The 22,954-nt window shown below is 71.9% G+C and carries 17 protein-coding genes and 1 pseudogene; 10 read left to right on the top strand and 8 right to left on the bottom strand.

Annotated elements, in window-relative coordinates; translation table 11 throughout:
- Positions 1-9 precede the first annotated feature (9 nt).
- The gene (locus NOO62_RS01040; protein ID WP_268768982.1) at positions 10-3,321 is read left to right on the top strand and encodes a LuxR family transcriptional regulator; all 3,312 of its coding nucleotides are present in this window, start codon (positions 10-12) and stop codon (positions 3,319-3,321) included.
- Here NOO62_RS01040 and NOO62_RS01035 read toward each other — a convergent pair.
- A complete protein-coding gene (locus tag NOO62_RS01035) occupies positions 3,278-6,004 on the bottom strand; it encodes a helix-turn-helix transcriptional regulator (protein ID WP_268768981.1) in 2,727 nt (908 codons plus the stop codon). The genes NOO62_RS01040 and NOO62_RS01035 overlap by 44 nt on opposite strands.
- Positions 6,005-6,134: 130 nt before the next feature.
- Between NOO62_RS01035 and NOO62_RS01030 the strand changes: the two genes are divergently transcribed.
- Positions 6,135-7,025: a helix-turn-helix domain-containing protein gene (locus tag NOO62_RS01030; protein WP_268768979.1), complete on the top strand. Its 891-nt coding sequence runs from the start codon at positions 6,135-6,137 to the stop codon at positions 7,023-7,025.
- 259 nt (positions 7,026-7,284) lie between these two features.
- On the opposite strand, the gene NOO62_RS01025 is transcribed toward NOO62_RS01030, so the two are convergent.
- Positions 7,285-8,274: a helix-turn-helix domain-containing protein gene (locus NOO62_RS01025; RefSeq protein ID WP_268768978.1), complete on the bottom strand. Its 990-nt coding sequence runs from the start codon at positions 8,272-8,274 to the stop codon at positions 7,285-7,287.
- Positions 8,275-8,567: 293 nt separating this feature from the next.
- Between NOO62_RS01025 and NOO62_RS01020 the strand changes: the two genes are divergently transcribed.
- Positions 8,568-9,605 (top strand): alpha/beta hydrolase, encoded by a 1,038-nt coding sequence (locus NOO62_RS01020; RefSeq protein ID WP_268768977.1) that lies wholly within the window; start codon positions 8,568-8,570, stop codon positions 9,603-9,605.
- A 22-nt stretch (positions 9,606-9,627) separates the two neighbouring features.
- Here NOO62_RS01020 and NOO62_RS01015 read toward each other — a convergent pair whose 3' ends face one another.
- Entirely contained in the window at positions 9,628-10,542 is a 915-nt protein-coding gene (locus tag NOO62_RS01015; RefSeq protein ID WP_268768976.1) for a helix-turn-helix domain-containing protein, read from the bottom strand.
- Positions 10,543-10,788: 246 nt separating this feature from the next.
- Entirely contained in the window at positions 10,789-11,604 is an 816-nt protein-coding gene (locus tag NOO62_RS01010) for an SDR family NAD(P)-dependent oxidoreductase (protein ID WP_268768975.1), read from the bottom strand.
- Between the two features lie 113 nt (positions 11,605-11,717).
- Between NOO62_RS01010 and NOO62_RS01005 the strand changes: the two genes are divergently transcribed.
- Together NOO62_RS01005 and NOO62_RS01000 are read left to right on the top strand one after the other, a co-directional pair.
- Positions 11,718-12,455: an alpha/beta fold hydrolase gene (locus NOO62_RS01005; RefSeq protein WP_268768974.1), complete on the top strand. Its 738-nt coding sequence runs from the start codon at positions 11,718-11,720 to the stop codon at positions 12,453-12,455.
- A gap of 166 nt (positions 12,456-12,621) precedes the next feature.
- Positions 12,622-13,302: a hypothetical protein gene (locus NOO62_RS01000; RefSeq protein WP_268768973.1), complete on the top strand. Its 681-nt coding sequence runs from the start codon at positions 12,622-12,624 to the stop codon at positions 13,300-13,302.
- 98 nt (positions 13,303-13,400) lie between these two features.
- On the opposite strand, the gene NOO62_RS00995 is transcribed toward NOO62_RS01000, so the two are convergent.
- Complete coding sequence (locus NOO62_RS00995; protein ID WP_268768972.1) at positions 13,401-14,258, bottom strand: alpha/beta hydrolase; 858 nt, start codon at positions 14,256-14,258, stop codon at positions 13,401-13,403.
- Between the two features lie 140 nt (positions 14,259-14,398).
- Between NOO62_RS00995 and NOO62_RS00990 the strand changes: the two genes are divergently transcribed.
- Complete coding sequence (locus NOO62_RS00990) at positions 14,399-14,809, top strand: winged helix-turn-helix transcriptional regulator (RefSeq protein ID WP_268775417.1); 411 nt, start codon at positions 14,399-14,401, stop codon at positions 14,807-14,809.
- Positions 14,810-15,481: 672 nt separating this feature from the next.
- Here the strand turns inward: NOO62_RS00990 and NOO62_RS00985 are convergent.
- Both NOO62_RS00985 and gdhA read right to left on the bottom strand, forming a co-directional pair.
- Complete coding sequence (locus NOO62_RS00985; RefSeq protein WP_268768971.1) at positions 15,482-15,811, bottom strand: hypothetical protein; 330 nt, start codon at positions 15,809-15,811, stop codon at positions 15,482-15,484.
- 383 nt (positions 15,812-16,194) lie between these two features.
- The gene (gene gdhA, locus NOO62_RS00980; RefSeq protein WP_268768970.1) at positions 16,195-17,553 is read right to left on the bottom strand and encodes an NADP-specific glutamate dehydrogenase; all 1,359 of its coding nucleotides are present in this window, start codon (positions 17,551-17,553) and stop codon (positions 16,195-16,197) included.
- Between the two features lie 641 nt (positions 17,554-18,194).
- On the opposite strand from gdhA, the gene NOO62_RS00975 reads away from it, so the two are divergent.
- From NOO62_RS00975 to NOO62_RS00960, 3 genes and pseudogenes are all read left to right on the top strand, one after another.
- Positions 18,195-18,968 carry a glycosyltransferase family 2 protein gene (locus tag NOO62_RS00975; protein WP_268768969.1) on the top strand — a complete coding sequence of 258 codons (774 nt, stop codon included), beginning with the start codon at positions 18,195-18,197 and terminating at the stop codon, positions 18,966-18,968.
- Positions 18,969-19,634: 666 nt separating this feature from the next.
- Positions 19,635-20,026, top strand: a pseudogene (locus tag NOO62_RS39195) (transposase); the annotation flags it as partial.
- 430 nt (positions 20,027-20,456) lie between these two features.
- On the top strand, positions 20,457-20,777 hold the full coding sequence (locus tag NOO62_RS00960; protein WP_268768967.1) for a hypothetical protein: 321 nt from the start codon (positions 20,457-20,459) through the stop codon (positions 20,775-20,777).
- A gap of 61 nt (positions 20,778-20,838) precedes the next feature.
- Here the strand turns inward: NOO62_RS00960 and NOO62_RS00955 are convergent, their stop codons facing one another.
- On the bottom strand, positions 20,839-21,966 hold the full coding sequence (locus tag NOO62_RS00955; RefSeq protein ID WP_268768966.1) for an FAD-dependent oxidoreductase: 1,128 nt from the start codon (positions 21,964-21,966) through the stop codon (positions 20,839-20,841).
- Between the two features lie 53 nt (positions 21,967-22,019).
- On the opposite strand from NOO62_RS00955, the gene NOO62_RS00950 reads away from it, so the two are divergent.
- Complete coding sequence (locus tag NOO62_RS00950) at positions 22,020-22,706, top strand: TetR/AcrR family transcriptional regulator (protein WP_268768965.1); 687 nt, start codon at positions 22,020-22,022, stop codon at positions 22,704-22,706.
- Positions 22,707-22,954: the final 248 nt, after the last annotated feature.

Below are 22,954 nucleotides of genomic sequence, written 5' to 3'. Positions count from 1 at the left end.
GGGCGAGGCATGAGTGAGGGGAGTACGGCGGGGGCGGGGGCCGAGCTGGGGGCTGGGGCTTGGGCTGGGGCTGGGGCCGGCGTACCGGAGTTGCATGACCGCGACGTACCGTGGGCGACCCGCCACGGCGTGCCGGAGCTGACCGGCCGCGACACGCAACGCGCGGTCATCGACGCGGCCCTGGGCGGGATCGCCACCACCGGGACGTCCGTCATCCTGCGCGGCGACCCCGGCACAGGGCGGACGGCACTCCTGGGAACGGCCGAGGCGACGGCCCGCCGGGCCGGCCTGCGCGTGCTGCGGATGACCGGCGCCGAGGCCGAGTCGGGGCTGCCGTTCGCCGCCCTGCACCAGGTCCTCTGGCCCCTCCTCGACGACGCGGAGGGGCTTGCCGAACCCCAGCGGCACGCCCTGGAAAGCGCGTTGGGCGTCCGCGAGGGGGCCCCGCCCGAAGGGTTCGCGGTGGCGGGCGCCGCCCTCACCCTGCTCGCCCACGCCGCCGCACACCGCCCCGTCGTCGTACTCCTGGACGACCTGCAGTGGGCCGACCCGTCCAGTGTCGCCGTGTTCGGTTACGTACAGCGGCACTTGGCCCCGCTGCCCGTGGTGGCCATCGCGGCGACCCGCCGAAACGGGGCCGCGATCGGCCGTATCGGGTCTGGGACCGGCTTCACCGGGCCCGTAACCGGCTTCACCGGGTCCCGGACCGGCCGTACCGGGTCCGAGTCCCGCCGTACCGGGTCTGAGCGCGGCCGTACCGGGTCCGGGACTGGCCGTACCAAATCCGAGACCGGCCGTACCGGGTCCGGGACCGGCCGTACTGGGACCGGGACCGGCCTCGGGTCCGCAATCGGCTTCACCGGGTCCGAGACCGGCCCCACCGAATCCGAGACCGGCCCCACCGGAACCGACTCCCGCCCCACCAGAGCCACGCCCCGCCGCGACCGGACCGCCGCCCGCGAGGAGTACGACGCCTCCGCCTGCTTGGTGGCGGGCCAGGTGGTCGACCTGCCACCGCTGGACGCCCCACAGGCCGAACTGCTCCTGCGCACCCACCACCCGTCCCTGCCCGAGGGGCTGCGCCGCAGAGTGCTGCGGGCGGCCGCGGGCAACCCGCTCGCCCTGCGTGAACTCCCGGAGCAGGTGCGGCGCCTCGACGCCGACCGGGCCGAATCCCTCGCGAGCCCCGCGCCGCCGCGGATGCCCGAGCTGTTCGACGCACTGCCCCTGGGCGGCCGCCTCGGGCGGCTGTACGAGGACAGGCTGCGCTCCCTGCCCGACCCCGCCCGCAACCTCCTGCTCGTCGCCGCCCTCGGCGACGCCTCCACCCGCCACCGCACAGTGCTGCGCGACCTGGCCGAGCACGTCGCGGGCCCGCCCTGGCACCGGCTCGAAGAGCACATCGAACGCTCCGGGCTCGCGCACGTCGACCCGGAACAAGAACAACTGGAGTTCCACCACCCCCTGGTCCGCGCCTCCCTGGCGCACACCGCCTCCCCGGCCGAGCTCCGCGCCGCCCACCGCCTGCTCGCCGACGCCCTGCCCGCCAACAGTTCGCGGCGAACCCTGCACCTCGCGGCCGCCGCACTCGGCACCGACGGCGAACTGGCCGCACTGCTGCACGCCGAGGCCGACAGCATGTCCGCCCAGGGCGGAGACGCCGAGGCGACGGTGCTGATGGCACGCGCGGCCGGACTCAGCCCCGACCGGACGAACAGGACCGCCCGTCTCGTCGCCGCCGCGGCCCTGGCCGTACGCGCCGGTCGTCCGCACCTGGCGGCGCAATACGTCGCCGAGGCCGAAGACGCGGCACGGCCGGGCAGGCCCGAACCCGCCACCCCGTACGCCTTCGCCGTCGCCTGCACCCGGCTCCAGCTCGACGCCGACCCACGCCCCACCATCGAACTGCTGCCCGCCGTCCTGGACGCACCGGTGCCGCCGGACGCCGCGGACCAGCACGCCGCCCTCCTCGGACCGATCCTCTTCCTCCTCCTCGTCGCGGCCGCCCTCACCGGGGACGAGCGGGCGTGGGACGCCGTCGACCGGCACGCGGCGCACCCCTCGGCCCCCGCCGCGGCGGAGCTCTGCCGACAGGCCTGGTCCGGCCCACGCCCGGCCGCCCACGAAGTGCCGCGGCGGCTGCGTGAGACGGTCGCGGCCCTGCCCGCGGACCGCGAGACCACCGAAGCCTGGCTGCTGCTCTGGACGGCCGCGGCCGTCGACTCCCTGGGCGAGCACTGCACGCTCTGGAACGCGTTCGCCCGCCGCCACGCGTACGCCACGCAGACGTTCACGGACAGCCTCCGCGCCCACGACGACTACCTGCACGGGAACTGGGACACCGCCCTCGCCGCCGCCCTCGCCGCCGCCCGCGACGGCGCGCGGACCTCCGCGGAACACGGCTACGCGCTGGCCGAGACGCTGTTCCTGCAGACCGCGGGACACATCCTCGCCGCCCGGGGGGACCTGGCAGGACTTGACGCACTGGAACCGGTGCTCGGCGTCCGCGCGGCAGAACACCGTCTGCGCCTGGTCACCGGCCTGCTGAGCGGCATGCGGACGCTGTGCGCGCTCGGCCACGGGCACGCCGAGGAGGCCTGGCTCCATGCCTGCGACCTCACCGCGCCCGACGCGGTCGAGGATCGCAGCCCCTGGACGCACCTCTCGCTCGTCGACCGCGTACAGGCCGCGGTCGACAGCGGGCGGACCGAGGAGGCCCGGCGCCATCTGCGGGCTGTCCGCACGTACGGCCTCGCCCGCATCTCGGCCCACCACACCTTCCTGGTGAGCGTCGCCGAGGCCATCGCCGCCGTCGACGACGAGGCGGACGAACGGTACGCGGCCGTGTACGCCCAGCGGGACGCGGAGAGCTGGCCCTTCCCCCTCGCCAGGGCCCACCTGGCACACGGCGTGTGGCTGCACCGGCAGCACAGGACCGAGGAGGCGAGCGCGCACTGCCGTGCCGCGCTCACCGCCTTCGCCCGCCTGGACGCCACACCCTGGACGGCGCGGGCCTCCCGCGAACTCGCCGCGGTCGAAGCGGTCGACGCGGTCGACGCGGACACCGGGGCCTCCGGCGGGACAGCCGGACACCACCCCCTGCTCTCGGCGCAGGAGACACGCATCGCCCGGTTCGCGGCCCAGGGGCTCACCAACCGGCAGATCGGCGCGCGGCTCTCGCTCTCCCCGCGGACGATCGGCGCGCACCTCTACCGGATCTTCCCCAAGCTCGGCATCACCACCCGGGCAGGCATCGCGCGAGCCTTGGGAACGTCACTCAGGAATCCGGCAGCGCCCGCGCAAGAGCCGCCCGCGACGTGACCCCCAACTTCGGGAAGATCCGGTAGAGGTGAGCCCCGATCGTGCGGGGCGACAGCTGGAGCGCGGCGCCCGCCTCCTTGTTCGTGAGCCCGGTGGACACGAGACGGGCGACGCGCAACTCCTGCGCCGTGAGCCCGTCGGCCGGGACCACCTTGCCGCTCGACGCATGGTCCGAGGCCCGCAGTTCGGCCCGGCACTGCTCCACCCACGGGTCGGCGCGCAGCCCCTGGAAGGCGCGGGCGGCGGCGTGCAGCGTCGCGACCGCCTCGGCACGCAGTCCTCGACGGCGCAGCCCCGCCCCGTGCAGCAGCCGCAGCCGCGCCATGTCGAAGACCCACTCAGCGGCGCCCGGCACCGCGCAGGCCGCCGCGTACGCCGCGTCCGACTCCGCGTCGTCCGCCGTGACCGCCACCGCGGCCGCCAGCAGGAAGGCGTGGTGCGCGGAGACGGCGTCCATCCGCGCGGCCCGCCCCGCCGCGACGTGGGCCAGCGCCTCCGTCCGGCGGCCGCACCGCAGGCTCGCCACGACGAAGTCGAAGAACGGAAGGTGGAACCATGCGAGGCCACGCGGCAGCTGCCCCGGGGCCATCACGCGGAGCAGCAGGAGGTACGCCTCCTCGTGGCGCCCGTGTGCCAGCGCGGCCAGCGCGTCGAGACGGTCCAGGTGGTCCGTGACGAACCGCATGCGCGCGGACGCCGCCACGGGCCCGATCCGCGCCCGCACGTCGCGCAGCCCCCGCTCGTCGCCCCGGCCCGCCAAAAAGTGCGCGTAATAGTGCCGGAAGAGCAGGGCGTTGCAGTGGTAGCCGAGCTCCTCCGCGGTGTCGGCCTCGCGCAGGCACTCCTCGGCGGCGTCCCAACGGCCCCGCAGGAACGCCTGATGGCAGCGCGCCTTCGCGACGGACCCCTGAGTGGCGTACGTGTGCTCGTCGTCGAAGAGCCGCCGCAGCTCCTCGTCGGCCGCGTCCACCGCCGACGCCGCCCAGAGCAGCAGCCAGGCGGCCGCGGTCTCCCGCCGGGCCGCGACGCGCGCCACCAGGGACCGCACTTCCGTCTCCGCGTCGTGCGCCGTGCGCGGCGGGTCGGCCCAGGCGCGGTGGCACAGGCGTACGGCGGGGGAGAGGTGCTCGCGGTGCCGCTCCAGCATGTCCCAGCCGCGCGGGTCACCGGTGTAGGCCGACGCGAGCAGCAGCTTGAACGCCACCTGCTCGACGAGATCGCCGAAGCCCGGCGCGCCGGGCGCTGTCAGCGCCTCCAGTGCCCCGGGCAGCAGCTCGAAGGACGAGGTGAAGTCCACGTGGTGGCTCTGGTCGACGTACACGACCGCGTAGGCGAAGAGCGGGGCGATGTCCTCCGGCACCGGCCCGCGCCGGATCTCCCGCAGGAGTTCCGCGGCGTACGCGAGCCGCCCGCCGCGCGCCGACATCACGGCGGCCCACGTCAGTCGGCGGGCGCGGTCGCCGGGACCCGTCCCGAGAGCGGCCGCGCGGTCGAGGAGCAGGGCCCCCTCCGCGTCGCCGCCGCGCAGCGCGATGCGCGTACCCGCGGCCTGGAGCCGGAGGGCGAGGCGTTCGTCCGGGCCATCGGCGGCGGACGCCTCGTGCAGCAGCCGACGCGGGTCGTCCTCGCGCAGCCGCTCCGCCAACGACCGGTGCGCGGCTCGTCGTTCGGTCGCCGAGGCGGCGGTGATCACAGCGCTCCGCACCAGAGGATGCCGGAAGACCAACCGCCCCGTGGCGTCCCAACGGGCGAGCCCGCTCGCCTCGATCGCGCCCAGCACCCGTTCGGCGCCGCCCGGTGCCGCCCGGCGCACGGCATCGTCTCCGACGGCCGCCGCGTCGTCCAGCGCGGCGAGCAGCAGGACGCGCGCCGCGCTCTCGGGCAGCGACCGCAGCCGCCGCACGAACACCTCCTCGAGCCGGCTGCCCAACGGAAGCCGGTCCGGCAGCGGTACGACGCCCCAGCGGTGCTCGTCCGCCGACCGGCCGGGCAACTCGGCCAGGGCGAGGGGATTTCCCGCGGCCTCCGCGACCACTCGCCGGACGGCACCGGCGGCGAGCCCCGGGTGCAAGCGCCGCAGCAGCGTCCGTGAGTCCTCGCCCGACAGCGCCTCGACGTCCACCGGGTGGGCGGGCCAGCCCTCCAGCGCGGAGCCGTCGGACCGGCTCGCGCACACCATGACGACGGGCAGAGCGATGATCCGCTGGTGCAGGAAGACGAAGACGGCGGCGCTGGTGGGGTCCACCCACTGGAGGTCGTCGACGACGATCAGCACCGGGCCGCGGCGCGCCTGCTCGGCGAGCAGCGCGAGCGCGGCCGCGCCCACCATGAACCCCGCGGGCGGCAGTCCTTCGCGCAGCCCGAGGGCCCGTTCCAGGGCGAGCCGCTGGTGCGGGGGCAGGGCGCGGGAGTTCTCCCGCAGCGGCAGCAGCACGTGGTGCAGCGCGCCGAAGGCGATGCCGGACTCCGACTCGCTGCCCACCACACGCAGGACGGTGAAGCCCTCCCGCGCCGCGCGTACGGCCGTCCACTCCAGCAGCGCCGTCTTCCCGATACCCGCGTCGCCGCGCAGCACCGTCGCCGAACCGCCGGCCCCAATGCGCGCGTTCTCCAGGAACCCCTCCAGCAGCGCCTGTTCGCGCCGACGGCCGACGAGCGTCCTGTCACCCTGCCCGCTACCCATGACTCTCCCTGATCGCCCTCCGACCACCGTGGCACCGCCGCGCTGCCTGTGCGTGCACGGCTTGTGCCCCTGCCCGCAGGGAAGGCCGTACGCTCTCGTCAACGGGGCCCGACCGCAGCAGGCTGACGGCGTGACGACGACCACGCCCACCCCTACCATGGGGGACACCACCACCGCGCGCCCCATCGGCTTCCTCCGCATCCACACGCTCCGGGGAGCGGCGCGCCAGGTCCGGCACGTGCCCGACGCCGATGCCCTGACCGACCCGTACGTTCTGCTGGGCCTCCACATCAGGGGGCGGGCCACACTCGCCAGGCCGGACGGCACCGCGACCTGCCTGCCCGGAGACGTCTTCGTCCGCGACGGGGCGCGGGGCTTCACCCTGGAGGAGGCTGAGGACTTCGAACTGCACCTGGTGCGCGTGCCGCACCGCGCCCTGGCCCTCACCGACCGGCAGGTGGACGACCTGGCACAACGGGCCCCTTTCGCCGACGGAACCGTCACGCCGCTGCTCGGCCCGCTCCTGCGCGAGATCGCCGCGGCGGAGCCCGGGCCCCCGTCGCGGACCGCGCTCCGCTCGGCCGGTGCGGTCGCCGACCTCGTTGCGCTCCTCGCCGTCGAGGACACCGGCCCCGGCCCTCGTGAGGACGGACAGGACCGCGAGGCCCTGGTGCGCAGCCTGCGCGCATACGTCGACGCGAACCTACGGGACCGCAACCTGACACCGGCCACCGTCGCCGAAGCGCAGCACATCTCCATCCGCTATCTGCACAAGCTCTTCGAGGGGCGGGGCAGCACGGTCGGCCGATGGATCCAGCACCGCCGCCTGGAAGAGGCCCGCCGCGAGCTGGCCCGCCCGGCACGCGACGACATCACGGTGGCAGCCGTCGCCAGACGCTGGGGCTTCGCCAGCGCCACGCACTTCAGCCGCAGCTTCCGTACGGCATACGGCATGTCCCCCAGCGACTGGCGCGCCGGCCGAACCAGCCCCGCCGAAGAGCCCGGGGCCGCCTGCCGTTGACGGTGCGCCGAGGGGTTCCGTGCTGCCTGCCGTTGGCGGTGCGCCGAGGGGTTCCGTGCTGCCTGCCGTCGGCGGTGCGGTGAAAGACCCGCAGCCGACAGCCGTTGGCGACGTAGCGAAGGCTTCGGGCCAGCTCGCCGTTGATGGTGCGCCGAAGGACCCGAAGCCGCCTGCGGCCGTTGGCGGACCGAAGGCCCGGGGCCGCCCGGCGTCGAGGGTGTAGCGAAGGCCCCCAAAGCCCCCGCCACCGACGACGCACTCAGAGACACGCCCCCGTCGCGTCGGCCGTCCCGGACATCACCATCCGCCGCCACTGCTGCGGCGGATGCCCGTACACGGACTTGAACGCGCGGCTGAAGTGCGCCGGGCTTCGGAAGCCCCAGCGGGCCGCGACCACGGCGATGGACGGGCTGCTCCGGCCGCGGCGGGTGAGTTCACCCGCGCACCGTTCGACGCGCAGACGCTGGATCAGGCGGCCGACGGTGACTCCCTCGGCCTCGAAGAGGCGGTGCAGATAGCGGACCGAGATCAGGTGCGCCGCGGCGATCCGTTCCGCGGACAGTTCCGGGTCGCCGAGGTGACGGTCGACGTACTGGCGGATCGTGACCACCAAGGGATGCCTGTCGTCCTCCGGTGGCCCTTCCGTGGCCTCGGCGAGGTCCTCGACGAGCCCGGCGACCAGATCCGTGACGAGGCCGCCGAGTCGTTCGCCCACCGGGGCGGATACCCGCGAGGCCGACGTCTCCAAGTGCTGGAGCAGGGCGGGGAGCACCGCCGCGGAGCCCGCGGGCGGCGGGAGCGCGCGGGCCGTGAGGGACCGCAAAGGCACCGAGGGAACGTGCAGCGCGTGCAGGGGCAGCCGCAGGAGAACGGACCGGGCCGTGCCCTCGTACTCGATGGAGAAGGCGCGGCGCAGGTCGACGAGGGCCGACTCACCCGGCACCACGGAAACGCCGCGCCCGTCCTGGACCAGCCGCACCATCCCCTCGCGGGGGACGAGCAGCGCGACCGCATCCTCCGCGCCCGGCGCGGTCGGGCCGGGACCGCGGGCCAGCCGCAACGGCCCTGACACGGACACGCAGGTGAGCATGCGGACGTATCCGAACCGCCGGAGCGTCACGGACCCGTCGGTGCGGCTGCCCATGTCGTCGGCTGTCACTAGAGGCGTGAGCCAGCGCGCGAAGGCTGACTCCACGTCGGTCGAGGTCTCGGCGCCCGGCGACACGGCCGCTGCGGATCGAGCGCTCACGGAGGGCTCCTTTCAACCGTCCCCGGGCCGGTGCCCTGTGCGTGGCAGAGGGGGACGGTCACCCCTGGTCCACGGCCCATGACCGTGAGTCTGGGCGGACGGCCGCGGGAGGCGTTAGGTCATATGACTGCCTTTCGCGCCCGCGTAAGCCGCTGCGCCCGAAGTGTGCACGCAGCGGCACGGATCAGTGGGTCGGCCGGTCCCCTTTCCGGCCGATGGCGCCCTAGGGTGAGTACTCCGAGCCGGCCGAGCCGCGAACGGCCCCGCGATCCGCCCCCTGCGCAGGAGTTCCCGTGGAAGCAGACGTCCCGGCCCCCGGGGAGCCACCGGTGCTCGAACGGCGCACGAGGGCCTTCGCCGAAACGTATTCCTGCCCCGCCGCGCCCGAGCCCGCGCCCGAGCCTGAGTTCGCTTCCGCCTCCGACTCCGCGCCCGAGTCCGAGACCGCGTCCGACCCCACCCCGTCCAGGTCCCGCATGGCAGCCCTGTGGGACGGCGGCGGCGCGGACGATCCGGACGTCGAGGAGGAGTGGCTCGCGCTGCCGGGAGCCGACGGAAACCGCATCAGGGTACGGATCCTGCGGCCGGCCGGCACCGACGAGCCGCTGCCGGTCGTGCTGTATCTGCACGGCCTCGGCTGGATGCTGACCGACGCGTACGCGCACCGGCGGCTGCTGGCGGATCTCGTGCTCGGCGCGGACGCCGCCGTGGTCGTCCCCGAGTACGACACCCCGCGGGACGCCCGCCACCCGCACGCGGTGGAGCGCGCCCACACGGTGGCCCACTGGGTCGCCCGGCACGGAGCGGAGTGCCGCCTGGACGGGGCCAGGATGGCGGTCGTCGGCGCGAGCGCGGGCGCCCAGCAGGCCGCGGCCCTCACGCTCGTGGCGCGCGAGCGCGGCGGTCCGGACTTCCGGCACCAGGTGCTGCTCTGCCCGGTGACGGACGCGGGGATGGACACCCCGTCCTACCGGCGGTTCGCGGACGGCTACTTCCTCAGCCGCGCCGCCATGCACGGCTACTGGCAGCAGTACGCGCCGGACCGCGAGAGCCGCGCGCACGGCGCAGTCTCACCGCTGCGCGCACCCGTGGACCGGCTGCTCGGACTGCCGCCGGCGCTGGTTCTGACGGCCGAGGCCGATGTGCTCCGCGACGAGGGCGAGGCGTACGCGGCCCGGCTGAGGGAGGCGGACGTACCCGTCGTGTCGATCCGCTATCAAGGCACGATCCACGGCTTCGTGCTCTTCGACCTGCTCCGCGGGACCGAGGCGTCCCGGGCGGCCCGCATCCAGGTGACGGACACCTTGCACGCCGCCCTGCACACGGCCTGAACGCGCTCCGTACCCGCGCTCCTCAACGGCCGTCCGTGCTCGCGGCGTCGCGGTGCCGACGCCACTCGCCGGGGGACGTGCCGTACGCGGCCTGGAACCGGCGGCTGAAGTGACTCGGGCTGGTGAACCCGCACCGGGCGGCCACCGCGGCGACGGTGAGCCGGTCGTAGCGCGGCGCGGTCAGCATGTCGCGCGCCTTGGCGAGGCGCTCGGTGATGAGCCACTGCTCCAGGCTGATGTCCGCGTCGTTGAGCAGGGCGTAGAGCGTGCGCACTGAGACGGCGTGCTCCCGCGCGATCCGCTCCGGTGTCAGGTCGCGGTCGGCGAGATGGCGACGGGCGTACGCCAGGACCCGCGTGAGCAGCGTCTCGTCCATCGCCGAGCGGACGACGGGGGACTCCTCGGCGTGCGCGGCGGACAGGAGCAGCGCGCGGACGAGCTCGGTGGTGGCCGCGGCGAGGGCGCCGGCGCCGGGGTCGCCCTCAAGCCGCCCGGGGTCGTGCCAGACCCCGCGCAGATGGTTCAGGACCAGGCTGTACATGGGGCTGGCGCGCAGCCGCGCCGAGGCCCGCACCACGGCGTCCACCGGCACGTCGAGGCGGTCCACGTCGAACATCATGGACTGGGAGGCGCCGTCGCCCGACCATCCGTAGACGCGGGGCGACAACTCGTGGAACACGCAGATGTCGTCCGGCCCGAGGAGCTGCCGCCGCCCCGCGATCTCGGCCCGATGGACACCTTCCGGCTGAAGCGAGACCGAGATGACGGGCCGGCTGCGGTGATGACGCACGTGCCGGTCGCTTCGGCGCACCTCGAAGCCGGAGTTACGCGTCGAGAAGAGCCCGAGCCCACCCACCTGCCACAACTCCATGCGCGCGTGAATCCCCGTCTCCGGCTCCTCGTGGACCACGTCATTGGGCACCAGAGAATCGGTCAACGCATGATGAAACGCGTCGGCCCGCTCGCGCGGCGCCACCGTGGACAGATCGACGAGCAGCACACAACCCCCAACAGGCCTACCCCCATGAAGCAGACATTCTGCCCTATGGGGAAGCGCGGCCCGAACGGTCGACGGCGCCGAGCGGTCGGTGGGGGAGAGAGCGTGCCTGTCCGGCGGAGAGGGTGCCTGTCCGGCGTGAGTAGGCGGCCCGTCCGGCGGAGAGCAGCCCTGTCCGGTGGTCCGCTACTGGCGCGGGGCGCGCGCCTCGATGCGGTAGTCGAAGGCGGCGCCGCCGACGCCGACCGTGGTCACCCCGCCGTCGACGGTGAGGACGGCCCCGTTGACGTACGACGCGGCCGGCGAGAGCAGCCAGCCGATCGCCTCAGCGACCTCCTCCGGATCACCCGGCCGCCCGACGGGAGTCAGCCGGTTCGCCTCCGCGTACGCCTCCTCGGCACCGCCCGACAGCCCCGCCTCCGCCGCGAACCGCGCCATCCGCTGGTCGGCCATCTCCGTACGCACCCAGCCAGGGCACACCGAGTTGGCCCGCAGCCCCTGCGGCCCGTAGTCGACGGCGAGGGAGCGGCACAGGTGGAGCAGTCCGGCCTTGGACGTCGCATACGCGGCGTTGCCGGCGCTGTTGCGGAGCGCGGCGACCGAGGCGACCGCGACCACCGCGCCACGGGCGGCAAGCAGATGCGGCAGTGCGGCACGGAGCAGGAGGAACGGGCCGGTGAGGTTGGTCCGTAGCAGCTCTTCCCACTCCTCGACCTCGGTGTCGCCGACGGCACCGCCCCGTCCGATTCCGGCGTTGAGTACGAGGCCGTCAAGTCTCCCGTAAGTCTTCACCGTCGTCTCGACGAGCTTCCGCACGGCTTCGGGATCCGCGGTGTCGGCAGGGTGAGCCAAGGCCCCGGTCTCAGCGGCGACTTGATGCAGCGGCTGCGGCCTCCTGCCGGCGATCACGACGTGGTGCCCCTCGGCCCGCAGCAAGCGGGCCGTCGCAGCACCGATGCCCGTACCCCCGCCAGTGACGACGACAACTCGCTCACCAGACATGAAAGTTGATCTCCTCACCTTCAAAAACATGCAGTTCGATCATATGCGGCACTGCCGAATCCGAATGACGGAGATCGGTCATGGCCCGTCGCGAACCGTTAAGCTCGCGCCTCGTGGACGAAGTCGTGGTGATACGCACCGGCTCGGGGCCGGAGGTCCTGCTCGTGCACGGGGGCGCGGGCCCGCGGACGACGTGGGGCGCGCTGTCCGCGCTGGCCGACCGCTGGACGCTGGCGTACGTCCATCGGCGCGGCTATCCGCCGAGCCCGGCACCACTGACAAGCCAGGACTACGAGGCGGACGCCCAGGACCTGGCGCCGCTGCTCATCGGCCGCCCGCACGTCGTCGCCCACTCCTACGGCACCCTCGGGGCGTTGATCGCGGCCGCGGCCGCGCCGGGCAGCGTGCGCTCGCTCACCCTGATCGAGCCGCCGCTCGCCTTCCTCCTCCCGGGCGATCCCGACGTAACACGGCTCGAGCGCCTCGGCGACGCGGTCCTCACCCACGGAATGGACACGGACCCCGCCGAACTGCGGGAGTTCCTGCGCCTCGCGGGGGCCTCCGTCGACGAGGGCCCACTCCCGGACGAGGTGGTCGCCGGTGTCCGCCGGGCGCACGGAGCCCGGCTGCCCAGCCGGGCACGTCCACGGCTCGACCTCATCCGCCGGGCCCGCGTCCCGGTGCTCGTCGCGTCGGGAGACCACGCGGTCGCACACGAGCGGATCTGCGACGCCCTCGCGGCCACGCTCGACGGCGAGCGCACGGTAAACCCGGGCGCCGGACACTTCGTCGCCGCGGCGCCGGGTTTCACCGACCGACTCGACACGTTCCTGCGAACGAGCGACAACTGACACCCACACCCACACCACCCCACCCCACGCGCACGGGTCGCCGCCAACCCGTCGAGGTCGCTGAGACAGAACGCGGACATTCTCAGGATCAGTTGAGGATCAACGCGGTCGTAGTGTCGGCGGTGTCAGCAGGAGACACCGTTACCGACAGGTCCTGGAGATCATCATGCGTTCGCGTCGTGCCGCCCGTTCCGCCCGCCTCGTCCTGGCTGCCGCGGCGGTGACGGCCCTCACCGCCACCGCCACCGCGTGCGGCCCCGAGGACACCGCGGGTTCCGGAACGTCCACGGCCTCCTCCTCCGGGAGCGCCGGAGGCGAGGGCTCCGCGAACGACAGCTCGTCCAGCGGCTCCGACTCCAACTCCGTTAAGGGCAGCGGCAAAGCCGACTCCGGCTCCGACTCCGGCACCGAGGGCGGCGGTGACAAGAAGAGCGGTTACGGACAAGCCTGTGGCACCAACGACGTGAGCTTCACGCTCACTTCCAAGTCCCAGGCCGGCGGCTACTACCAGGTCACCGCCAAGGCCAAGTCCGGCATCACCTGCTACCTGGACGTCAACACCCCCAGCGTGTCCTTCGGTTCCGGTACGGAAGGCGTGGCGTCCCCCGTCGGGCAAGGCGGCGAAGACCCCATCAAGCTCACCGGCTCCGCGGTCGCCTATACCGGCATCAGCCCCAAGACCACCGACACCGACGGCGGCACCGAGTTCGAGAGCGTCATCGTCGCCCTGACCGAGGACGACTCCAACCCCGCCGAACTGAAGCTGCCCGAGCCCGCCGACGTCGACAAGCCCATCGTCACCAACTGGTCGACCAACAGCGCCGAGACCGTGCCGGTCATCCCCTGACGAGCAGCCGCGGGACGTCGTGGTCGTCGGCGACGGGATCCGCAAGATCGAGCAACCGCTTTCGCTGTTCCGGCCGCTCGATCGTTCCGCCGGGCAGGTCACGTCGGTAGATCGGCCGCGAGAAAGGGAGCAAGGAGCGCGAGCAACGCGTCGGGGCGGTCGAGGGGGATGATGTGGCCGCAGTCCTGGATGTGGTGTCCGACCAGATCATCGGCGACGGGACGGAGCTGACATTCGAGCCCGGGGCCGACGGGGTGGGAGCCGACGGCCATGGTGGGCATGGTCAGCCGGGCCGCAGCGACGGCATCCTGGATCTGCTGCGCGCTGGTGGGAAGGGCCCGGTAATAGGAGAACGCGCAGCGCAGGGCCTCACCCCCGGTGTACGCGTCCACGAAGGCCGCACGAATGTCGTCGGGTACGCCTCGCCCGAGCGTCCCAGAGTCGAGGAACCAGTCGATGTACGGGGCCTCGTTGCCGGCCAGGACGGTCTCGGCGAGGCCGGGGACGGCGTGGAAGCCGAACCACCACGGGGCTCCGCCCGCGACGACGTGCTCTGCTCCGGGCAGACGCCCGAGCAGTGCCTCCATCACGACCAGGCGCCGGACGAGGCCGGGTCGGCGCAGCGCGAGCAGGACGGCGGGGGCGGTGCCCGCGTCGATGCCGACCACCGCTGCCGAGGGCTCGCCGAGCGCGTCGAGCAGCCCTTCGACGTCGGCGGCGAGGGTGCCTGCGTCGTACCCCTCGACGGCACGTGTACTGGCACCGAAACCTCGAAGGTCCGGGGCGATGACCCGATACTGCCCGGCCAGGCGGTCCATGATGCCGCTCCAGAGCTGCCAGGTGTGGGGGAAGCCGTGCAGCAGGAGAACCGCTGGTCCGTCCCCGGCGATGGCGACGTTGAGTTGGACTCCGTTCGTCGTGATGCGGCGTAGGCGGTGTTCGGTGGTGACGGGCAAGACGGCTCCCTTGGCTGGCTGCCGATGGCTGGTTGGATGGTTACCATTGGTGACCACAGAACGATAGGAAACTGTCCGACCGCTTCCTAGACGGCACTTTCAGGGAAGGTGGTGAGCCGCAGGTGACCACCCGACGAGAGGTGACCACCCGAGGAGCCGGGGCCGCCGGTCGCGGGGTACGCGGCGATCTGTTCGATCCCGATTGCCCGACGCGCCAGTTGCTTGACCGCATCGGTACGAAGTGGACGTCCATGGCCGTCAAGACCCTCGCCGGTGCCGCACCGGACGAGGTGCGTTTCGCGGAGCTGAGACGCCGGATGCCCGGCGTCTCACAGAAGATGCTGTCCGTGACGCTGCGCAGCCTGACCCGCGACGGGCTCGTGTCGCGCCGGGTCGAACCGACCGTGCCCCCACGGGTCTTCTACCGACTCACGGGACTCGGCTTGTCCCTGGAAGCCGCGCTTGCGGGGCTGAGGACCTGGGCGGAGGAGCACATGGCCGAAATCGACCGCGCCAACGAAGCCGCCGACCAGGAGGCCGACGGGGGGTAGACAGTCGGACTCCGTGCTCATCACTGGTGGCTGTGGCTGTGGCTGTGGCTGTGGCTGTGGCTGTGGCTGTGACACTGGGGCTGGGGGCTGGGGTCCTCGACGTAGCCGGTGTCGCCGCCCTGAGACCACGTCACCTTGTCAGGTCGACGTGCCGCTGACGCAGGCCGTCGCCCGGGCGACCGCCGAGGTCACCGGCGTCCCTGGCCCCGGGTAGCAGCCGCCGCTGTTTCGGCCAGGTCGGCACCAGGGACGAGAGCAGGCTGCTGGACTCAGCGCTCCGTGTCGGAAAACCTCTGTGCAAGGTCGCGATGCTTGCGCAGGTGCTCGCGCCGCGCGTGCTCACGACAGGCAAGGCAGGTCACACGATCCGGGCGAGGAGAGGTCTTCGCGTAGCCCACGTGCGAGGGCCGCGACGCCGACTACAGCCGGACCGTCGAGGGCTATCCGGACCTGGTGATTCACGGCCCTCTCCTGGCTCCCTCGCCGCTGGACCTGGCGGTGCAGCACAGGCGGCCGCTGAGCGGGTTCCGGTACAAGGCGCGCTCGCCTCTCTTCCTGCCCGCAGCGTTCACCGTCAACGGGCGACGCGAAGCCCGAAGCGCGGTGCCGGGCTCTTGGATCCGAGAGAAGAGCCCGGCACCGTGTACCGAAGGCGGTGAGTCGCTGACCGAGCTACGTGGTGCTTGCGAAGAGCTCGGCGAAATCGATTTCGACCGCATCGGTGCGCTCACCCTGTGGGGTGATGGAGGTGGGGCGGGTGTCTTTTCCGCAGAGCCCGACTGTCTGCGGGTTCAGGCCGTCAATTTTGATCTGCTGCAGGATCTTGATGTCCTTGAGGACGTCCTGGATGTATGCGCAGATGCTGTCGGTGAGCTTGTTCTCGGAGGTGGTGGCGGAGGTGGGGGCGGGGGGTGGTTCGGCCGCGGTGCCTGTCGTGGCGAGGGGGCCGAGTACTGTGGCGAAGGCCAGACCGAGGCCGACGAGGCCAGTGCGTGCGCTCATGATTCTCCTGTGCATGCGGAGGTTCCTGGTTCTCCCACCCCATTCATCCAGCCCCCGGGGCGGGCCGCATCCGGTGCACCCCCGATCCGTAGCCTTGGAACGATGCTCGGGCGGGTGAATTCGAGCGTCCTCTGGTCGGCGATGTCCCGACCCGTGCCGTCAGGCAATGGAGCGATACACGGTCAGTGGCCGTGAGCGGCACGGCCGCTACGCCACCCGTGCAAGTCGGACGACGCATCAGGCACGGGGAGGCTATTGCGGTCACTCTGTCAGGTGCGGTCGCTCGTATGGGTGATGGAACCGTCGGCCTCGGCGGCGCCCCACTCCGAGGACGGCGCCGGAGCCGTTCCGGTGGCCGACGCGACCTGTGGTGGAACGTCGGGTCAGATGACGCCCTGGGCGGTCATCGCGTCCGCCACCCGTTCGAAGCCGGCGATGTTCGCGCCCGTCACATAGTCCCCGGTAGCGCCATAGCGCTCGGCGGTCTCGTGACACGTGCGGTGGATGTCGTTCATGATGCGCGTCAGTTCGTCCTCGACACGCTCCGCCGACCACGACGTACGGGCGTGGTTCTGCGCCATCTCCAGCGCGCTGACCGCGACGCCGCCCGCGTTGGCCGCCTTGCCGGGCCCGAAGGAGACACCCGCCTCCTGGAAGAGGCGCACGGCCTCGGGGGTCGTCGGCATGTTGGCGCCCTCCGAGACCGCTTTCACGCCGTTGCGGATCAGAGCGGCGGCGTCGTCGGCGTCCAGCTCGTTCTGCGTGGCCGACGGCAGCGCGATGTCGGCCGGTACCTCCCAGACCCGCCTGCCGGGCACGAAGCGGGCGGAGGCGCCGCGGCGTTGGGCGTAGGTGTCCACCCGGGCGCGTTCGACCTCCTTGACCTGCTTGAGGAGGTCCAGGTCGATGCCCTTGTCGTCGACCACGTAGCCGGATGAATCCGAGCAGGTCACGGCGTTGGCGCCCAACGCGGCGAGTTTCTGGATGGTGTAGATGGCGACGTTCCCGGAGCCGGATACGACCGCTGTCCGGCCCTCGAGCTCCTCGCCGCGCTCGCGCAGCATCGCCGCCGCGAACAGGACGTTGCCGTATCCGGTGGCCTCCGGACGAATCAGCGAGCCGCCCCAGTTCCGGCCCTTGCCGGTGAGGACGCCCGCTTCCCAACGGTTGGTGATGCGCCGGTACTGTCCGAACAGGTAGCCGATTTCCCGGCCGCCGACGCCGATGTCACCGGCGGGTACGTCCGTGTGCTCGCCGATGTGCCGGTACAGCTCCGTCATGAACGACTGGCAGAACCGCATGACTTCCGCGTCGCTGCGGCCATGCGGGTCGAAGTCGCTGCCGCCCTTGCCGCCGCCGATGCCGAGGCCCGTCAGCGCGTTCTTGAAGATCTGCTCGAAGCCCAGGAACTTGATGACGCCGAGGTTCACCGACGGATGGAAGCGCAGACCGCCCTTGTACGGTCCGAGCGCGCTGTTGAACTCCACCCGGAAGCCGCGGTTGACCCGTACGCGACCGCGGTCGTCCTGCCACGGCACCCGGAACACGATCTGCCGCTCCGGTTCGCACAGCCGCTCGATCAGGGCGGCGTCGGCGTACTCGGGGTGAGCGGCGATGACCGGCGCCAACGTCTCAAGGACCTCGCGGACGGCCTGGTGGAACTCCGGCTGGGCCGGGTTGCGGTCTTCGATCTCGGTGCGCAGCCGTGAGAGCGCTGCCTTCGTCTCGGGTCGCGTGGTCAAAGGGGCCCTTTCTGACACGGCCGGTACGGGGGATCCGGTGAACACACGCATGTAAACACAGCGTCGGGCCCTCAGGTCCAGGCAGTGACCATTATGCGAGACCGGGGGCCCGGCCATGAGAGCAGCGGTGCCTCCCTGTGGCGACGCACTCCCCTGTGACGACGCCCGCACCTCGTCCCGCCTCACCCACTCCGCCTGCCCCGCCTCATGACTCAGCGCGTTCCCCGGCACCCGACGGTTGCGGGTTACGGCGCCACGCTGTGGGGCAGGAGCCGCGACGTCCGTCTCAAGGGCGGGACGACCGAGGCCAACTCACGGAGTCGGTGACGGCCGCCGGCAGGGCGGGAACACGCACGCCCCGTCACACCGTGACCGTTCACGCCAGACGCCCCCGCACCGGACCGCGTGCCATGACTAACTGAACCTCACTCGGAAACGTCGACGGACAGCACCTGAACGCGCGCGGAGCTAGCCGAAATCAACCTGCGTAGCTCCGGCCACGCCGGATCATCCGCTCGGACCAACTCGTCGACATCTCGTATTCGACGATGCTCGCACCCCCCACATCGCCGCAGCAGGTCAGCCCCCCTTGTCGGGGTGTTTGAATTGACCGTCGTTCTGGCCGAGCAAGGAGAAGTACCGTGCCTTTGGTGTCTGTCGTGATGCCCGTCCACAACTCGGTCGTCACGCTCGGCGCAGCTGTCCGGTCGGTGCTCACGCAGACCCACAGCGACCTGGAGCTGCTGGCCACCGACGATCAGTCGTCCGACGGCTCCATGGACCTGCTCAGGGAGTTCGCCCGGCAGGACGAGCGTGTCCTGCCGAAACGGGCGGCCGAGCGGGGTGGTGCCGGGCGGGCCCGCAATCTCGCCATCGAGCGGGCCCGGGGTGACTACGTCGCCTTCCTCGACAGCGACGACATGTGGCTGCCGGAGAAGGCCGAGCGGCAGATCGCTTTCGCGCAGGCGGGCAGCGCGCCGCTGACCTTCACCTCGTACTTCAAGATGGACGCCGACCACAAGGGCGAGAGCACCGACTTCACTCCGAACGGCCGCGTCGTTCGCGCGCGCGAGCATGTGGACTACGGCGCGATGCTGGTCCGGGATCACATCGGTGCGCTGACCGCCATGTACGACCGCAACGTCCTTGGCACGAGGTTGATGCCGGAGATGCGTAAGCGGCAGGACTACGCGCTGTGGCTGTCGATCATGCGTGACGGAGCCGACGCGCGGGGCCTGACCGAGCCCCTAGCGGTGTACCGGGCGCACCAGGCGGATTCGCTGTCCTCCAACAAACTGTCCCTCGTTCCCTACAACTGGGATCTGTACCGCCGGCACGAAGGGCTGTCGGTCCCGCGGGCGACGCGTGCGCTGGCCGGTGCCGTGTGGCAGTCGGTGCGCAACTCGCGTATCTAAGGGCTGTCCCGTAAATGATCTCCGACGTGGTCAGAGTGCGGTCTTGCGGAGCCCGATCAGGGGGCTCTTGCGCCTCCGGTGGCTGGCAGTGTGGTCGGGCAGGAGGTCGGCGACGGCGGTACGGATTGCAGCTCCGGATTGTGAGCCAGCGCCGTCGGCGGTCGCATTCGCGTACAGCGGCCAAGCGGCGGGTGCACGAGGCGTCGGCCAGCGCGCACCGAGGTATGGCGCCAGAGGTCCGCAGTGACTTTACGATGGCGCTGCCGTTTACACGGAGTGATCATGCAACGAATCGTCATGCCTTTGGGCCTTGCCACAGCTGCCCTGGCAGGCGGACTCGCTACTGCGGGCCCGGCGGCAGCCGGAGGCGTCGGTGATTTCCTGTCCCCGGCCTTCGGCACCAGCTGCGCCAACCAGAACACGGGTGCCCATACAGACGGCGCCACCACACATGGTCCGGGCGCGGCCAACAGCACTCTCGCGGGGCTTCCCCTCAGCAGCGCTCTGAACCAATGCGGAGGAGCCGACCTCGACCCCGTCCCGCTCGTCACCCAGACCGTCCGCACCGTTGCAGCGGATTACCAGCCGTCCTTTAAGGCGGCGATTATTCACCATGGTTTCGCGACCCCTTCATAACGGATCTCATCGAGAGGTTGGCCGGACGAGATGCGGGTCCTGTTCCGGCGGGTGGTGTCGCCGACGGAGGTGAAACGCCCGCAGGGCGGTGGTCGCCGTCGGGCAGGTGACCGTGAGGCCCTGGCCGCGATCGTCTTCGTGCCCACATCGGGCTGTGCATGGCGGCAATTGCCACCGGTCTTCGGCCCAAGCTGGCAGACGGTCTATCGACGGTTCGCCGAGTGGAAACCTGCGGGCGCAAAGGGGGGCCACTGACCGGACCGAATCCGACCGATCGCGGCAAGCTCGGATCGAAAATTCACCTGATCACAGACAGGAACGGGTTGCCGCTGTCCCTGGGCATCTCGCTTGCGAACATGCACGACGGGCAAGGTCTGGAGCCGCTCGTGCGCGGCATCCTGCCCATCCGGTCGCGCCGTGGCCAGGGCTACACCCTGCGCGTCAGCGCCGTCCCCGCCGCGCACCTCGGACTCCTCGCCCGCTGCCAGCCGCTCGACGGCGGCCGCGGCGTTCCACGGCCCCGGCCCAGCGCAAAGCAACGGCTAGGGCCCGTGCCGGAAGAAAGTCCCACTACCGGAGCGTGCGTGGAGGGGGCTCGGCGTCCGGCCTGCGGCCAGTTGGTCCGCCAGCTCGCCGGTTCACCAGTCCGTCAGTCTGCCAGTCCGTCAGCCCGCCGGTTCTCCGGCCGCGTGGGCCTACGCGCCAGCAGGGGGAGACAGGGGGAGACAGGAGCTGCTCGCCGTCATCGACGACCTCGGCGTCATGGACTGGACGGAATCGCCAGGTTCGGTCGCTTCAGCGGCTGGCACGGGCAGCTTGTGCGAGGACGGCATGGGAGACGATCATCCGGTCATGAGATCCGAGGTGCAGACGTTCGTCGGCGACGGACCGCTTCCCGACTGGGATGTGAGCGAGGAAGAGTTCGACCGGCGTGAACGCCGGCTGACGGCGATCTCAGGCCCCGTCACCCCCGAAGAGGCCGCCGCCCTGGCCACCTGCTTCGGTCCCGACGACTGCTACGGCCTCGCCTGGACGCTCGTGCATTTGATCGAGACGGCTCCCGGCCCGGTGCCGCAGCTCGCGGACCCGGGCCCGGATGCCGACGACTGGGCCGAAGTCCTGTGGGTGCGCTGGGGCAGAGGCAGCGAACTTCCCCGTGGCTTGACGACTTGATCGTATGAGAAGCCCCCCTGAGGCAGCAGGCAGCAGGCAGCAGGCAGCAGGCAGCAGGCAGTCAGGATGGCTGGACGTGGTCGAAGAGGGCGAGGGCTTCGGCGGGATCCGGGCTCACGAGACGTTCCAGGCCGGCCGCCGTGATCCTCGCCCACCTGCCGGCCCGCGCCCACATCTGTTCCTCGAAGGAGCGGACGGCTTCGTCCAGCTCTCCGGGGCCGGGAGCGGCGACGATGGACTCGGCGAGTTCGGCGCCTTCCAGCATCGCCAGGTTGGCGCCCGCCCCCAATGGAGGCATCAGATGGGCGGCGTCGCCCAGCAGCGTTACCCCGGGGACGTGGGTCCAAGTGTGGGCTACGGGCAGGACGTAGAGGGGACGGTGGGCGAAAGCGGTGCTGTGCCGGAGGAGATCGAGGACGGGATCGGCCCAGCCGTCGAACAGCGCCGGCAGGCACGAGCGCATGGCCTCGACGTCGTCGGTCAAGTCCAGTTCCGCGTGCCAGTCCAGCGGCACGCGGAACTGGGCGTACACCTTGACGTGGCCGCCGCTGACGCGCTGGGCGACGATGGCCCGGTTGACGCCGTACACAGCCAAGGAACCGTCACCGACCAGCCGAGCGAGGTCCGGGCGGCGAGTGTCGACGTCGTCCAGGGAGGCCTCGACCGTGGTGACGCCGGTGTAGTGCGGCGTCACCGACGAGACCGCCGGACGAGTCCGGGACCAGGCGCCATCCGCGCCGACCACGAGGTCGTACGTCTCCTGTCGCCCATCCGCGAAATGGAGCAGTACGCCGTCATGAGTCCCCGGCACCACCTGTGTCACGCCCCGCCCCCACCGGACATCGAGAGGCCCGAGCAGCAGGTCACGCAGTTGCCCGCGGTCGATCTCGGGGTTGGCCCGGTCATCCGGACGGGGTCGCCAGTCGCGTAGGACGGTCCCGTCCGTGTCCAGGATGCGCATGGCCTGCCCCTCGGGGCGGGACAACGTCTGGAACGCCGCCATCAACCCCGCCTTTTCCAGGGCGAGTTGGCCCATCCCCGCGTGCAGGTCCAGCGTGCCGCCCGGGGGCCGGGCGTGGGGGGCGGGATCGCGTTCGAGGACGGTGACGGGGTGGCCATGACGGTGCAGGACGTGGGCGAGGGTGAGGCCGCCGGGGCCACCCCCGACTACTGCGATGCGCTGTCTCATGTCGATACACTGTATTGATTCGATACGCTGTATCGCAACAGTACGATGTCGGCATGACTGTCTGGGACCGGCAGGAGCCGCCGCCTCGCCCCGTGCCGCTCGACCGGGAGCGGATCGTCGCGGCCGCCGTCGCGCTGGCCGACGAGGGCGGCCTGGAAGCGGTGTCGTTGCGCAAGGTCGCCGCCCGGCTGAACGCCGGCCCGATGCGGCTGTACGGATACATCTCCACCAAGGAAGAGCTGCTCGACCTCATGGTGGATGCGGTCCAGGCCGAGATCCTCCCCGAGGAGCTGCCCGGTGACTGGCGTGCGGCGCTGCGTGACCTCGCCAACGGCACCCGGCGGACCGCGCTCCGGCACGAGTGGTTGGCCGACCTGCTCGGCGGCCGCCCGGCCTTCGGCCCGAACGGCCTCGCCGTGGCCGATGCGACACTGGCCGCACTCGATGGCCTCGCTGACATCGATACCGTCATGCGCGCCGTGGAGACAGTCAGCTCCTACTTCACCGGCGCGATCAGGCGCGAGATCGCGAACCTACGGGCCGAGCGCGCCACGGGCCTGTCCAAGCACGAGTGGCAGCGCGCCTCTGGCCCGTACCTCACGAAAATGTTGGCCACGGGCCGCTACCCGACACTGACCAAGGCCGTGTACGACGGCACGGACATGGACGCCGAAGCATCCTTCGCGACCGGCCTGGACTGGGTCCTCGACGCCGTGTCCACCAAACTCACCGGGTCCTGACCGTCCCGATGGATGTGGTGCGGGTCATGGAAGCGCCGGCCGATCCGGACGGACGCCGTCCAGGCACCACGGCCGCGCGGCGAGCTTCATCTGCCGACGGTTCACCGACCCGGCCTCGCGACAGGGCTATCCGCAGGAGGACCTCGACCCGCCGTCACGCTCGTTCGTTGCCGACCTGCGCGCGGCAGTCGGGCGTCGCAGCCCGGGCGACGCCGAAGCGACCAAGCTGTTGGACGAGTGGCTGCAGC

The organism is Streptomyces sp. Je 1-369 (assembly GCF_026810505.1).
In the GTDB taxonomy this organism is placed as follows: domain Bacteria; phylum Actinomycetota; class Actinomycetes; order Streptomycetales; family Streptomycetaceae; genus Streptomyces.
Note: the sequence above shows the minus strand (reverse complement) of the source record. Positions and strands in the feature narration are given on the sequence as shown.